We start from the raw sequence: 14293 nt of genomic DNA, 5'->3' as shown, positions 1-14293 counted from the left end.
TCGTGACCAAGCTTCTGGAAGTCAAAAATCTGCACACGCGCTTCAAGGTTCGGAACGGCTATCTCCACGCGGTCAACGGCATCTCGTTCAGTCTCGACAAGGGCGAGATGCTGGGCGTGGTCGGCGAGTCGGGTTGCGGCAAGAGCGTGTCGATGATGAGCCTGATCCGCCTGCTGCCACCGGCGGCGCAGATCACCGATGGCGAAGTGCTGATCGATGGCGAGGATATCACCCACGCCAGCGTGAGCCGGGTCAATGCCATTCGCGGATCCAAGGTCGGCATGATCTTCCAAGATCCGATGACTTCGCTCAACCCGTTCATGAAAATCGGCGATCAGATCATCGAAGGCATCGTCTATCACAAGAAGATAACGAAGGCCGATGCGCTGCAGCAGGCCGCCAAATACCTGAAGATGGTTGGTATCTCCAACGCCGAGCATCGGCTGACCGAATATCCGCACCAGTTGTCGGGCGGCATGCGACAGCGCGTGATGATCGCCATGGCGCTGCTCAACGAGCCGTCGCTGGTCATCGCCGACGAACCGACCACCGCGCTCGACGTCACCATTCAGGCGCAGATCGTCGAACTGGTGAAAGGGCTGCGTGAAAAGCTCAATATGTCGATCATCTGGATCACCCATGACCTCAGCCTGCTGGCCGGCATGGTCGATCGGATCATGGTCATGTATGGCGGCTACGTCGTGGAAGAGGCGGTGCTCGACGATATCTACAAGTCGCCGCTGCACCCCTACACGATCGGTCTCCTGAAATCGATCCCCAGCCTCAAGACCCAGTCCGGCAGCCGCCTGCCGTCGATCCCAGGGGCGCCGCCGAACCTCTTCTCGCCGCCCACCGGCTGTCCGTTCGCGCCCCGGTGTCTTCACAAGATCGACCGTTGTCAGACCGAAGTGCCGACGCTGGCTGCCGTGCCAGGTGCGACGGGCGACCGGCCGCATCGCGTCGCCTGCTGGGTCGACATGCGCGGCAGGGGAGTGGAACAATGAATACGCGCGCACAACAAAAGCCACTCGTCGTCGTCGAGAACCTGGTCAAGCATTTCCCGGTGAAAATCGGCGCTTTCGGAGGTCAGTCGGCGGTGGTCCATGCCATCGACGGCGTCAGCTTCGAGATCTATCAAGGCGAAACCCTTGGCCTGGTGGGTGAGTCAGGGTGCGGCAAGTCGACCACCGGCTTCGCGCTCTTGCAGTTGCACAAAGCGACCTCCGGCAGCGTCAAGTTCGACGGGGTCGATCTTTCCCGGCTGCCGGCCGACGAGCTTCGGGCGATGCGCAAACGGGCTCAGATCGTCTTCCAGGATCCCTACTCGACGCTCAACCCGCGCATGACCATTGGCGAGGCGCTGGCCGAGCCGATGCGCGTGCACAAGATATGCCCCGAGAAGGACATCCATCACCGCGTTGCCCAACTCATCCGTGACGTCGGGCTGAATCCGAATGTCGCGAACCGCTATCCGCACGAGTTCTCCGGCGGGCAGAGGCAGCGCATCTGCATCGCTCGGGCGCTGGCCAGCGATCCCGAGTTCATCGTCTGCGACGAGCCCATCTCGGCACTCGACGTGTCGATCCAGGCGCAGATCATCAACCTGCTGATGGACATCCAGGAAAAATACAATCTGACCTATCTGTTCATCGCCCATGACCTCGCGGTGGTGCGCCATATCTCCGACCGGGTTGCGGTGATGTACCTCGGCAAGATCATGGAGATTGCCAACAAGGACGAGCTGTTCGGGCGGCCGCTGCATCCCTACACCAAGGCGCTGCTGTCGGCGGTTCCGGAAGCTGACCCAGATCTGGAGCGGACGCGCAAGCGCATCATCCTGCAGGGCGACGTGTCGAACGCCATCGACCCTCCCTCTGGCTGTCGGTTCCATCCGCGGTGTGCCTACGCAACCGAGATTTGCTCCCAATCGATCCCCGAACTTCGTGACCAGGGAGGCGGGCATCGGGTCGCCTGCCTTCGCCTGGACGAGATCAAGAAAGAGACCGCCTAGCCCGATCAGCAAGCATGTCGGAACGAACGCATCGCCCCGATCGCCGCGCCAGAGGCGGTCGGGAAAGAGAAGACTTGTCTCGGAAAAGGACGCCCCGCGATGCGCCCGACGATCGACGGTGAGAAGACCGCCACGCTACGGGCGGCGAGCAAGAGAACGGGAATGCGCCGATGAAAGTGCTGCAAGAGCGGAAAATTCCGACGCCCTGCGTGAGCAATCATGCCTCCAATCTCATGGAACTTGGGAACGGCGATCTCCTCTGCGCCTGGTTCGGCGGTTCCATGGAGGGGTCTTCCGATATCAGCATCTACATGGCACGGTACGATCACGGTCGCGACGCGTGGCTCGATCCCGTCAGGATGTCCGATGACGCAACGCGCTCGGAGCAGAACCCGGCACTGTTCCGGCATCCGTCCGGTGAGCTTTGGCTCCTGTATACCGCCCAGGAAAAAGCCGACCAAGGCACGGCTGTCGTTCGCCTGCGTCGTTCGGCCGACGAAGGTCGCACCTGGAGCGAGACGGTCGATCTCATCGGCCGGCCGGGCACGTTCATTCGTCATGCGCCGGTCGTCAACCCGGCCGGTCTTCTGCTCCTGCCGATCTGGCGTAGCGACATGCGCAACGCCTTCGGCGACGATTCCAGCTTCGTCCAGGTGTCCGCCGACGGCGGTCGCAGTTGGGATGTCATGGCCGTGCCCGACAGCCGGGGCTGCGTCCACATGGACATTCTCGAGAACTGCCGGGTGGCGTTCTTCCGGCGTCGCCAGTCCGATTTCATCTTTCGTTGCGTGTCGGAGGACGGCGGGCTCAGCTGGTCGGCGCCGCACCCGACGACGCTGCCCAACAACAACTCCTCGATACAGGCCCGCGAACTCAGCGATGGGCGGCTTGCCGTCGTCTACAACGAGATCGCCGCCGCCGGGCGCCCGAGTGAGAGCGCCGTTCCCCCCTGGATCAAGGACCGCGAGGCGTTCCTTTCGGCCTGCGGCACGATCGAGAACGGCGCCATCTGGGGGGTGCCGCGCAACCCGCTCGTTCTCTCCACCTCCACCGATCTCGGGCTGACCTGGCGCAAGGACCTGGTGCTGGAGGCCGATGCGACCCTCCGTTCGGCGCACGATGAGCGAGGCGCTTTCGTGGGCGACTATTCCTATCCCTCCATCATCCAGACGAGCGATGGACTGGTGCAGGTCACCTACTCGTATCTTCGCGACTACATCAAGCACGAGACGCTTGCTGCCTAGTTGTCTTGGCTCGAACTCTAGCCAATTCCGAGCGGGAGCTCGTCATGATGCAAATTGAAAAGATCGCGATCATTGCAGACGATTATACCGGGGCTGGCGACGCAGGCATCCACTTCGCCCGTTTCGGTCGTAAGGTCGAGTTGTTGCTGCATGCGGACGCGATTGACCGGAAGTGTCTCGAAAATACCGACATCGCCCTTACCACCGAGACGCGATTTCTCGATCCCGCAGAGGCAGGGATGGCGGTCCTCGACATGGTCCGGCGGTGTCGGACCGCTGGATATGATCGCGTCTTCAAGAAGATAGACTCGACCATGCGCGGCAATCCCGGCAGCGAGGTCGAGGCCGTGCTGGCAGGAACTCGCCTTGCCGCAGCGCTGATCTGCACCGCGATGCCAAAAACCGGAAGGACTTGCGTCGATGGCGTCATCTATCTCGGTGGCGTACCGCTGCATCTGAGCGACATCGGGCGCGATCCCTTCCATCCGCTTTCGAGCTCCAACGTTGCCGATCTGCTCCGCCTTCAGACCGACCTGCCGATCGGGTTCATTGGCCTCAAGGAGATCGAGGCCGGCGAGGCGGCGCTCCGGAGGACGATCGTTGCCATGCTGGATCGCGGCGTCCGGCTGATCGTTGCCGATGCCGTCGAGGATGGCCATCTTGCGGCTCTGGCGCAGCAGCTCACCTCGGGCGATCTGCTGCCGGTCGGGGCGGGGGGCTTTGCCGAGGCGGTTGCGCGCCTCAGCGCCCCGGCTGGGATGGAAAGTGGCGGCGCGCGCAAGGTTGTGCTCCATCGGCCGATCGTTTCCGTGGTCGGCAGCCTGACGGAGGTATCGCGCCGCCAAGCCGCCCACGCCGACAGGAGCGGCCTGTTCCGGACCATCGACATCCGCTCGGATGCGCCACAGGCCGATATTCGCAGCGCCTGCGAGGCGCGGCTCAATGGGGGCGATCGGCGCCAGCCGAACATCCTTCTCCGCGTGGTGAATGGCGAGCGCTCGGGGAAGATCTCTCGCGAGGATGGCGAGCGAGTCGCCGAAAAGCTCGGTTATGCCGCGGCGAGCATTTGCGACATCGTACCGTGCCGAACAATCGTCTCGACCGGCGGTAGCACCTCGATGGCCGTTGCCGAAGCCCTCGGTATCGAGTCGGTCGACCTGATCGACGAGATCCTGCCCGGCATCGTCGTGGGCGCCTGCAACAGGCCAAATGGCGACATAGAGTGGTTCATTTCCAAGGCCGGCGGTTTTGGAGACGACAGCCTTCTGACCGAGATCGACGCCCGATGCGTCGGCGTGTGAACGGCTGCGGCTGCTTGCACAAGTTTACAAATTGGGATTAGTTGTTACTGGCCCTTTCGCCGTCCCATCCGAGGCCAGAGACCGTGACGAACCAGAACGCCAGGCGCCGGACGACGCTGTCGGACAGCGTCTATCATTCCCTGTTCGCCCGGATCTCCAATGGCGACTATCAGGTGAACCAGAAGCTGCCGCCGGAGGCGGTCCTGTCCCAGGAGTTCGGGGTGTCTCGACCCGTTCTGCGCGCGGCCCTCGAACGGTTGCGCGAGGAGGGGCTGATCCATTCGCGACAAGGGGCCGGCAGCTATGTGCGCGCGCCTGCGTCGGCCCCAGTCGGCTTTTCGCCCGTCGAGACGTTGGCCGACATTCAGCGTTGCTATGAGTTCCGGTTGACGATCGAAACGCAGGCGGCGGCGCTTGCCGCCCATCGACGCGACGAGACGGCACTTGCGGGCATTGCTCAGGCGCTCGATCTGATGCGGGCGGCAACGGGATCCCACCAGCATCGCGAGGATGCCGACTTCGCGTTCCACCTCGCCATCGCACAAGCTTCCAACAACCAGTATTTCGAGGCGACCTTCCGGGCGCTGCGGGAACACATCAACGTCGGCATGCGCCTGCACGGCGTGTCGCTGATGACCGGCGGCGGGCTCGAGGAAACGCTGGCGGAGCATAACGGCCTGTTTGACGCCATATCGACCGGCGATGGAGGGGCGGCCTGCGAGCTGATGCGAGCCCATCTCGAACACTCGCGCGACCGCCTGTTCGGCGGCGGCCTGCTCGACCTTCGCATGTCGCGCCATTCGGCGGCGGGATGAGGATCGGACCGTGCCCCGGTGCGCCTTCGAAGCGATGTTCGTCCGGGCGGGTTGACGGGGCACTGCACACGACATGGCGCGGCAGATGCCCGTCTGTCGGAGAGATACGGCCCATACGGCCGAAGCTGGGAGTTTTTGGAGTGTCTGAGAAGTTGAAGTCCGCCACTGGTCTCGCCGACCTTCTGATCGACGCGCGTCTCAAAGGTGAGAAGCTCGCTGCCGATGCGCTCGGGAGCCTTGTGCCCGCCGACGCCGCGGCGGCCGATGCGACGCAGCTCGCGGTCGCTGCGAAGCTTGGCTCGATCGGTGGCTACAAGGTGCTTCAGGTCGGCAACGATCCTGGCGGTTGGGGCGCCATCCTTGCCGATCGCATCTTCGAGGCGCCTGCGGAGGTGACTTATTCCACGTCCCCGCTGAAGGTCGAAGCCGAGATTGCCTTTGCCTTCGGACGCGACCTGCCGGGCAGGCCGGACGGTACCGCCTATTCGGCCGACGAGGTGGCGGAAGCGGTGGCGGGTGCCTTCGTCGCCTTCGAGATCCTGGAGAGCCGGCTTGCTGCCGAACCTCGTCCGTCGCCGCTCCTTTCCCGCGCCGATTTCATGGGCAACTGGGGCTTGGTCCGCAGTCCGCTCGTTGCCGACTGGCGTCACCTTGTCCGCGCCGATGTGGCCGTGCGGCTTGAGGTCGGCGGTCGCGTCGCCGTGGATCAACGAGGCGGACATCCTTCCGGCGACCCTGCCCATCCGCTGACTTGGCTCGCCAACGCGCTTGCCGCCGACGGGCATGCCCTCAAAGCGGGAGACGTGGTGACGACCGGCGCCTTTGGCGGTGGCCACGCCATCGAGCCGGGCGAGACCGCCGTGGCGACCATCGAAGGTTTCAAGCCCATTCGGTTCACGCTCAGGGGATGAACGTCGCAACGCTTCAGAAAGGTAAAGGAGAACCTAACGCCGCCTTTAGATTTTCTTTGGTCGGCCTTCAGCGAATACGACTTTCGTATATGCGGGCGAGCTCCTATATCAAGGGTGCCGAACGAAGGTGTTCGGCGCAATGAAAGGAAACCGAGATGTTCACCCAGGCTCCCCTCAACAGGACGTTCCGCGAGTCCCGCGCCGTCGAGCGGGACACCACCTATGTGCGCGGTTTCGGTTCCGAGTTCCGTGAGCGTCAGTACGTTCGGGCCGGCAGCAGCCGGATCGCCGGTCTCTGACCGGTACGGACGATAGTTCACCGCTCCTGTCGAGCGCCCGGTCCCTAGGGATTTCGGGCGCTTTGCTTTTTTGGCGCGCGGCACCTTCCTTGGTCGAGAGAGGCGGCCCCTTGCCGAGGCGCGGGGCCGCCGTCGGGCGGCTGGTCGAATCGGCTCGTCACGGGTGGGCTTCGACGTCAAGGCATCACTCTCCGACTAGGACAGGATCACCGGCGTGCCGGGGGAGTGGCGAACGAGCGAAAGCGAGTCTCCTTGCACACGTCGAAGGCGAGATTGCCGCCGATATCCGTACGACGGTGCATGCATCGTTGCTGAGGGAGAAGGATCTTGCTCGTCTCGACGGCGAGCTTGCTTCCTTCGGTCTCGGCCCGTCGCGGCGACAGCCGTTTCGGGTCGAAGGGGGCCGTGACGGGGAGCTGCTTGCCGGTTGGCCTGCTGAGCGGCGCTCGGGAGACGGTCTACTTGCGACTGGTGTCTGCCTTGCGGCGAGGACGGTTCGCCGTCGGGCGCCGTGCAACGCGATCCGTGCCCTGTCCGCCGGCTGCGGTGTGCCCGACGAAGTCGCCGTAAAGGGCGGACACCGCGCTGAGTCGCGCTTCCACCTCAGGGCCCAGCTCGGCGAACACCGCATTGACCATCAGGCCGATCAGGCTCGCCATGGCCGACGTCGCGTCCCAGAACTGATCGAAGTCGGTACGGACGACGAAAGTTTCGTCGGCAGCCTCACGGCTCCAGGTGCAGTAGGGATCAGTGATCAGCGTCACGTGCGTTCCGGCCGCGCGGGCGGCGATGCCGAGATGGCGGGCGAGGCGGGAATAGCGGCGGCCGTCGATGATGACCAGGGCCGCCTCCGAGGGGGTGTCGAGCAGGAGGTCTGCGAAGGTGCCGTCGGCGGCATCCATCAGGTGCACTCCCGGCCTGAGATAGGAGAGGCCGTGGGCGAGATAGGCGGCATGACCGCGCTCGGTCTGAAAGCCGACGACGAACACCTGCTCGGCGCGGGCGAGCCGCGCCGCCACCGCTCGGAAAGCGTGGGTTGCCGCCAGCTCATGATTGGCGACGATCGCCGCGATTTCCTTTTCAAGGGCGCGACTCTCTCCGGCCCGACTGCGTTCGGCGAAATCGCGCAACCGTTCGCCGATCAGGAAAGCCCTGTCGCCGAGATCGCCCCTGAGCGACGCCTTGAGATCCTTGAAGTGGCGAAAGCCGATGGCGCGACAGTAACGACCAACCGAGGCTTCGGAAACGCCAATGCGGCGCGCGACCGAGCCGGCGGTCTCGAAAGGCAGGCTGGCAACATCGCTCAGGAAGAAGCCGGCGATGGCGGCCTCCGTTCGCGTGGCGGCGGCAAGGCTTTCCTCGATGCGTCGGCGCAGGTCGGCACCCAACTCCGCCGGTTCCTTTACGCTGCGCCGCTCCTTCACGCCCAACTCCCTTTCGCCATCATCGATGACGCTGACAGGGAAATTGCGGACTGTCAATCTTGCAAAGAAACTTGCAGCGGCCTAGGGTCCACGGGCATTTTTCGGAGGTCCCGCCATGACCCGTTCCCTCCCGCCGATCGAGCGCGCCGAGTTGAGACTCGTCCGGTTGCCGCTGATCAATCCCTTCACCATCTCGACCGGTACCATGACGGAGCGCGTCTTTCCGCTGGTGACGCTGTCCGCCGCCGGGCTTGAGGGCTATGCCGAAGGCGTGATGGATCCTCTGCCGGATTTTCTCGAGGAGACGATTGCCGGCGCCATGGATCTGATCGGTGAAACCATCCTGCCGTCGATGGTGGGGCGATCGTTTGAAAGTCCGGCGGCCGTGGAGAAACTGCTCTCTCCCTGGCGCGGCAACCGCATGGCGCTCGCCACGGTCGAGATGGCCTTCTGGGACCTGTGGGCCAAGTGGCTCGACCTTCCCCTCAAGACGCTGATTGGCGGCTCGGGCGAGGCGGTCGACGTGGGGGTGTCGCTCGGCATCGGTCCGATAGATGGCACCCTGACGCGCGTCGAAAGCCACGTGGCACAGGGGTACAAGCGCATCAAGCTGAAGATCATGCCGGGCCACGACATCGAACTCCTCGAAGCGGTGCGGAGGGCCTTTCCCAACATCCGGCTGTCGGTCGACGCCAACAGCGCCTATCGTCTTTCCGATTGGGCCGTTCTCGGCCGGCTCGACGATTTCCGGCTCGAGTATGTCGAGCAACCGCTCGCCCACGACGACATCGCCGATCACGCGACGCTGCAAAGCCGCCTCAGGACGCCCATCTGCCTTGACGAGAGCATCCGGAGCGTCGGCCATGCCCGTCGGGCCCTCCAGGCCGATGCGACCCGCGTCATCAACATCAAGGTCGGCCGCGTCGGCGGCATTGCCGAGGCGATCCGTATCCACGACATCGCCGCGGCTTTCGATGTTCCCGTCTGGTGCGGCGGCATGCTGGAATCGGGCGTCGGGCGCGCGCACAACATCCATCTCTCCACGCTGCCCAACTTCAGGAAGCCGGGCGACACGTCGTCGGCGAGCCGGTACTTCCATCGCGACATCATCGTCGAAAAGCTCGAGACTCTGGACGGCCGCATGCCGGTGCCGGACGGGGCGGGGATCGGCGTTCATCTCGACCGCGACGCCCTTGACGATGCCACCCGGTCGGTTCGGAGCTTTCCGGCATGAGTGCGGGTGACATGCGGCCGGTCATGCGCGATCTCGTCGGCATGGCCGAGTTTCACGCCGCCGAGGACCTGCAGCGCGACGTTTGGGGACCGGACGACAAGATAGACCCCGGCGATCTGATGATGGTGATCCAGGCCGAAGGGGGGCTTGCCGCTGGCGCTTTCGTCGGGGATCGTCTGATCGGCTACGTCTTTGCGTTTCCGACGGCGACGCCCGGCGTGCAGCACTCGCATCGCCTTGCCGTGCGTGCCGAGGCGCGTGGCCTGGGGCTCGGTCTTAAACTGAAGCTCTACCAGGCCGATTGGTGCCTTCGGCGCGGCATTCGGCACGTGCGGTGGACCTACGATCCCCTGCGTCTTCCCAATGCCGCCCTCAATATCGCCCGTCTCGGCGCGACGGCCGCCATCTATCATCGCGACTACTATGGCGCGATGGGAGGCATCAACGCCGGTACGGCGTCCGATCGTCTCCTTGCCGACTGGCGTCTCGATGGAGAGCGTTACGCTCGCTGCCGGGCCGGAACGGCCATGCTGACGGCTGCCGAGGCCGCCGTCGCTCACCGGATCGCTCTGCCTGCGGATTTCGGCGGCTTGCTCAAGACCGATCCCGGTGCGGCCGCGGCCGAACGCCTTCGGGTGCGGCAAGAAATCGAGGCGGCTTTCTCCTCCGGCCTCGTCATCGTCGGTGTCGATGCAAGGGAACCGGCCTATCTCCTGACACGTTCCCCCACCGACGAAGCGGCGTGACAGGCGGCGAGCGAACGTTGCCTCCAGCGATCCGCTAGACTACATAGATATTGTGCGAGGTTTTTCTTTCTTTCGATAGATTCCAACAGCTTCACTCGATTGTCGTCCTCCAGATTGTGAGATGCCATGTCCGTCAGTTTCGGAACGTCGGGCCTCCGAGGTCCCGCCATCGATTTCACCGGCTCCACGACCGCCGCCTATGTCCATGCCTTTTTGGACGTCATTTGCTCCGGCGTGTCGTCGCGGACGGTTTATCTTGGCGCCGATCTCAGGGCTTCGAGCCCGGAAATCGCCGGATTTGCCGCAGCGGCCATTTCCGCCGCCGGCTGGACCCCCGTCTATGCCGGCAACGTGCCGACCCCGGCGCTGGCCGCTTACGCTCTTGCTCGCCAGGCACCGGCGGTGATGGTCACCGGCAGCCACATTCCCGAAGACTATAACGGTATCAAGTTCTATCGCCCCGACGGCGAGTTCCTGAAAGAGGACGAGGCGCCGGTACGCAGTCGCGCCGAGGCCCTGCTGGGCGAAGGCCTTTCGGCGGGCACGGGCGGTCTGCCGCCGGTCGATCCGGATATCGCCGATGCTTATGTCTCACGCTACATCGACGGGTTTGCCGGCCAGCCGCTCAAGGGATTGCGGATCGGCCTCGATCTTCATTCCGCCGTCGGCCGCGACCTGACGGCCCGCATCATCGAAGGCCTCGGTGGCGAGGTGTTTCCGTATCGTCGCTCCGAGCACTTCATCGCCGTCGATACCGAGGCGCTGGATCCGACCGATCTCGCCCGCGCCAAGGACCAGATCGCCACGCATCGACTTGATGCCGTGGTTTCCACCGACGGCGATGGCGACCGGCCTCTCGTCATCGACGAGACCGGCCGTCAGGTGAACGGCGACGTGCTCGGGATTCTCACCGCCCGCCGGCTTGGTGCGAAGACGGTGGTGACGCCAATCTCCTCGACATCGGCCATCGAGATGACCGGCTGGTTCGAGACGGTGGTTCGTACCCGCATCGGCTCGCCCTATGTTGTGGCCGGCATGGCTGCGGCGACGGCAGCGCCGGTCGTCGGATTCGAAGCCAATGGCGGGTTCCTGACGGAAAGCGATATTGCGCTGTCCGGCGGTTCGCTGTCTCGCTTGCCGACGCGCGATGCCATTCTGCCGATGATCGCCGCCCTTGTCGCCGCTGCCGAAGCAAAGAGGCCCTTGTCGGCGCTGGTGGCCGACTTGCCGCCTCGCGTCATGAAGGCCGACCGGCTCAAGAAGATCGCGCCGGTCGATGGGGCGAAGCTCATTTCCGCCCTCGACACCTCACGTGAGGCACGCGTCGCGCTTGATCCCCGCCTCGCCGCGCCGGTCGCGGTGGATCATACCGACGGTCTCCGCTTTGTCCTTCAGAACGGGGATATCGTCCATTTCCGCCAGTCGGGGAACGCGCCGGAGCTTCGTTGCTACGTCGAGACCGACAGCGTCGAGGCGACAGATGCTCTGCTCGGCGACATGCTGGCCGCCCTCAACCGTCATTTCGCAGCCTGAGAGGCCATGATGTCGCAAGGATCCCCCAAGGTCGTTCCCGTCATCCTGGCCGGCGGCTCCGGTACCCGCCTGTGGCCGGCATCGCGCGATGCGTTTCCGAAGCAGTTTCAGCCCCTGACCGGCGATCTCTCGACCTATCAGGAAACGCTGAGGCGCGTCGCCGATCCCGCGCTGTTCGATGATCCGGTGGTGATCACTTCGGACGCGTTCCGCTTCTTTGCCCGTCGACAGGCGGCCGACGTCGGCGTCAACGTCACGGTGGTGCTGGAACCGGCGCGCCGCGATAGCGCCGCCGCCGTTGCGGCCGCTGCCGCCTATGTCGAGAAGACACGCCCGGGCAGCGCGGTGCTGGCGCTCGCCGCCGACCATGTGGTGCTCGACGACGACGTGTTTCGCGACGCTGTCCGGCTGGGTCTCAAGGCGGCGGAGGCCGGCAAGATCGTGGTGTTCGGCCTCGTTCCGACCGAAGCGAAGACCGCCTACGGCTATATTCGTCCGGGCAAGGCGCTCGATGACAACGACGACCTCTGCCTCGTCGACGCCTTCGTCGAAAAGCCGAACGCCGAGACGGCGCTCGACTATCTCCGGCAGGGCTACCTTTGGAACTCGGGCAACTTCCTGTTCAAGGCGAGCCAGATGCTGGCCGAGTTCGGCAAGTACGCGCCGGACATCGGCGCTGCCGCATCTGAAGCCGTGGACAAGGCGTCCGAGGACATCGGATTCGTCCGGCTCGATCCCGACGCGTTTTCGGCCGCGCGCAAGACGTCGATCGACTATGCGGTGATCGAGAAGACCAGCGAGATCGCCGTGGTCAAGGGGCGCTTCCGCTGGTCGGATGTCGGCGCCTGGGATGCCATCTGGCAGGTGAGCGACCATGACGGCGAGGGCAACGCGGTCCATGGCGACGGCGTGATCCTCGCCTCGCGCGACTGTCTCGTTCATAGCCAGGGTATCCTGACGACGGTGGTCGGTGCCGAGGGGTTGCTCGTCGTGGCCACGCCCGATGCGGTGATGGTGGCGCCGCGCGAACAGGCGCAGGCCGTCAAGGGACTTGTCGACGCGTTGAAGGAAGGCGGGCGCAACGAGGCAACGCTGCATCGTCGCGACTACCGCCCCTGGGGCTATATCGAAGCCTTGGTGGCGGGGCCCCGTTTCTCGGTGAAGCACATCGTGGTCGATCCGGGTGGGGTGCTGTCGTTGCAGCGCCATCAGCACCGGGCCGAGCACTGGGTGGTTGTCAACGGCACCGCGACGATCGAGATCGAAGGCGAAGCGCCGCGCCTGCTCACCATCAACCAGTCGGCTTACGTTCCGCTCGGTGCCAAGCACCGCCTGTCCAATCGGGGCAAGATCCCACTGGAGCTGATCGAGGTGCAGTCCGGCGCCTATCTCGGCGAAGACGACATCGAACGCATCGAGGATGTCTACCGAAGAAACTGAGACGGTTGATCGGTGGTCAGGCGTATTTCAAACCACGGGCAAGCGGCGTCAGGTCGCTTGCCCGTTGTCTTTCAGCCCTTCCAGGTTCTGTACCACTCGACGAAGTTCTTCACGCCTGTCGGGACGTCGGTCTGCGGCACGTAGCCGGTCAGCTCCTTGAGGAGGTCGGGCGCTGCGTAGGTCTGAGGGACGTCGCCCTTCTGCATGGGCAGGAGGTTGCGGATGGCCGGCTTGCCGAGCGCCTGTTCGATCGCCGCGATGAAGTCGAGAAGACCGACCGGCTGGCCGCCGCCGATGTTGACGATGCGGAAGGGCCCCTGTTTCGACAGCGTGTCGATGATGCCGTCGGCCGTGACACGGTTGTCCTCGCTCGGTGCGACCGGCACCAGGCGAACGATCGCCTCGACGAGGTCTTCGACGTAAGTGAAGTCGCGCCGCATCTTGCCTTCGCCGTAGACGTCGATCGCCTCGCCCTTCTCGATGGCGTCGACGAACTTGAACAGCGCCATGTCCGGCCGGCCCCAGGGACCGTAGACGGTGAAGAAGCGGAAGGCGGTGGTCGGGATCTTCCACAGGTGGGCATAGGAGTGCGCCATCGCCTCCATCGCCTTCTTGGTGGCGGCGTAAAGCGTCAGTGGCTCGTCGGTCTTGTCGGCTTCGGCGAAGGGCACCTTGTCGTTGGCGCCATAGACCGACGACGTCGAGGCCAGCATCAGGTGCTTGACCTCGCATTGCTTGGCGAGTTCCAGCACGTTCCAGCTGCCGGTGAGGTTGGCGTCGACATAGGCCTTTGGGTTCTCGAGGCTGTAGCGGACGCCGGCCTGGGCGGCGAGATGGACGATCACCTCGGGTTCGGCGAGCTCGGCTGCCTGTTGGAGTGCCGCTGCATCCTCGAGCTGACCGATCACCGCCCGGAAGCCGTTCGACCGCTCGAGGCGGGCATGCCGTGCCTCCTTGAGGCGGACGTCGTAATACTGGGTCATGCCGTCGAAGCCGGTGACGAAGTGACCGGCGTCGAGCAATCGCTTGGCGAGATGGAAGCCGATAAAGCCGGCGGTGCCGGTGATCAGGAAGCGCATCACTCGGCCGCCTTGGCTGCGGCGTCGGAAAGCGCAGCGCCCCGTCCGACGCTCACATAGCTGAAGCCGTGCTTCTCGACTTCCTCGGGTCGGTAGATGTTCCTGAGATCGACCAGCACAGGCGCCTTCATCACCGCCTTGAGGCGGGGGAAGTCGAGCGCCCGGAACTCGTTCCACTCGGTGACGATGCAGAGCGCGTCGGCGCCCTTGGCCGCCTCGTAGGCGCTGCCGACATAGGCGATGCCCTCGATCAGCT

General features: G+C 64.5%; 14 protein-coding genes. 11 read left to right on the top strand and 3 right to left on the bottom strand.

Annotated features, from left to right (window positions below):
* Positions 1-2 precede the first annotated feature (2 nt).
* From QQZ18_RS17650 to QQZ18_RS17620, 7 genes are all read left to right on the top strand, one after another.
* Positions 3-1004 carry an ABC transporter ATP-binding protein gene (locus QQZ18_RS17650; protein WP_284542270.1) on the top strand — a complete coding sequence of 334 codons (1002 nt, stop codon included), beginning with the start codon at positions 3-5 and terminating at the stop codon, positions 1002-1004.
* A complete protein-coding gene (locus QQZ18_RS17645) occupies positions 1001-2011 on the top strand; it encodes an ABC transporter ATP-binding protein (protein WP_284542269.1) in 1011 nt (336 codons plus the stop codon). The genes QQZ18_RS17650 and QQZ18_RS17645 overlap by 4 nt, the downstream gene beginning before the upstream one ends.
* 209 nt (positions 2012-2220) lie before the next feature.
* Complete coding sequence (locus QQZ18_RS17640; RefSeq protein WP_284542268.1) at positions 2221-3255, top strand: sialidase family protein; 1035 nt, start codon at positions 2221-2223, stop codon at positions 3253-3255.
* 44 nt (positions 3256-3299) lie between these two features.
* Positions 3300-4556: a four-carbon acid sugar kinase family protein gene (locus tag QQZ18_RS17635; protein ID WP_342398930.1), complete on the top strand. Its 1257-nt coding sequence runs from the start codon at positions 3300-3302 to the stop codon at positions 4554-4556.
* A gap of 83 nt (positions 4557-4639) precedes the next feature.
* Positions 4640-5371, top strand: a complete 732-nt coding sequence (locus QQZ18_RS17630; RefSeq protein ID WP_284542266.1) for a FadR/GntR family transcriptional regulator — start codon at positions 4640-4642, stop codon at positions 5369-5371.
* A gap of 140 nt (positions 5372-5511) precedes the next feature.
* Complete coding sequence (locus QQZ18_RS17625) at positions 5512-6282, top strand: 2-keto-4-pentenoate hydratase (protein ID WP_284542265.1); 771 nt, start codon at positions 5512-5514, stop codon at positions 6280-6282.
* Between the two features lie 155 nt (positions 6283-6437).
* Complete coding sequence (locus QQZ18_RS17620; RefSeq protein ID WP_284542264.1) at positions 6438-6581, top strand: hypothetical protein; 144 nt, start codon at positions 6438-6440, stop codon at positions 6579-6581.
* A 458-nt stretch (positions 6582-7039) separates the two neighbouring features.
* On the opposite strand, the gene QQZ18_RS17615 is transcribed toward QQZ18_RS17620, so the two are convergent.
* Entirely contained in the window at positions 7040-8005 is a 966-nt protein-coding gene (locus QQZ18_RS17615) for a MurR/RpiR family transcriptional regulator (RefSeq protein WP_284542263.1), read from the bottom strand.
* Between the two features lie 115 nt (positions 8006-8120).
* On the opposite strand from QQZ18_RS17615, the gene menC reads away from it, so the two are divergent.
* From menC to QQZ18_RS17595, 4 genes are all read left to right on the top strand, one after another.
* Positions 8121-9239 (top strand): o-succinylbenzoate synthase, encoded by a 1119-nt coding sequence (gene menC / locus QQZ18_RS17610; protein WP_284542262.1) that lies wholly within the window; start codon positions 8121-8123, stop codon positions 9237-9239.
* Complete coding sequence (locus QQZ18_RS17605) at positions 9236-9985, top strand: GNAT family N-acetyltransferase (protein WP_284542261.1); 750 nt, start codon at positions 9236-9238, stop codon at positions 9983-9985. Before menC ends, QQZ18_RS17605 begins: the two co-directional genes overlap by 4 nt.
* A gap of 126 nt (positions 9986-10111) precedes the next feature.
* Positions 10112-11518, top strand: coding sequence for a phosphomannomutase (locus QQZ18_RS17600; RefSeq protein WP_284542259.1), 1407 nt, complete (start codon positions 10112-10114; stop codon positions 11516-11518).
* Between the two features lie 9 nt (positions 11519-11527).
* Entirely contained in the window at positions 11528-12958 is a 1431-nt protein-coding gene (locus tag QQZ18_RS17595) for a mannose-1-phosphate guanylyltransferase/mannose-6-phosphate isomerase (RefSeq protein WP_284542571.1), read from the top strand.
* A 71-nt stretch (positions 12959-13029) separates the two neighbouring features.
* On the opposite strand, the gene QQZ18_RS17590 is transcribed toward QQZ18_RS17595, so the two are convergent.
* The gene (locus QQZ18_RS17590; RefSeq protein ID WP_284542258.1) at positions 13030-14037 is read right to left on the bottom strand and encodes an NAD-dependent epimerase/dehydratase family protein; all 1008 of its coding nucleotides are present in this window, start codon (positions 14035-14037) and stop codon (positions 13030-13032) included.
* Positions 14037-14293: UDP-glucose/GDP-mannose dehydrogenase family protein (locus tag QQZ18_RS17585; RefSeq protein ID WP_284542257.1), on the bottom strand; the 257-nt coding region annotated here is incomplete at its 5' end. The genes QQZ18_RS17585 and QQZ18_RS17590, both read right to left, overlap by 1 nt.

The organism is Pleomorphomonas sp. T1.2MG-36, from assembly GCF_950100655.1.
Classification (GTDB): Bacteria; Pseudomonadota; Alphaproteobacteria; order Rhizobiales; family Pleomorphomonadaceae; genus Pleomorphomonas.
This window is presented reverse-complemented; position numbering and strand designations above follow the sequence as displayed.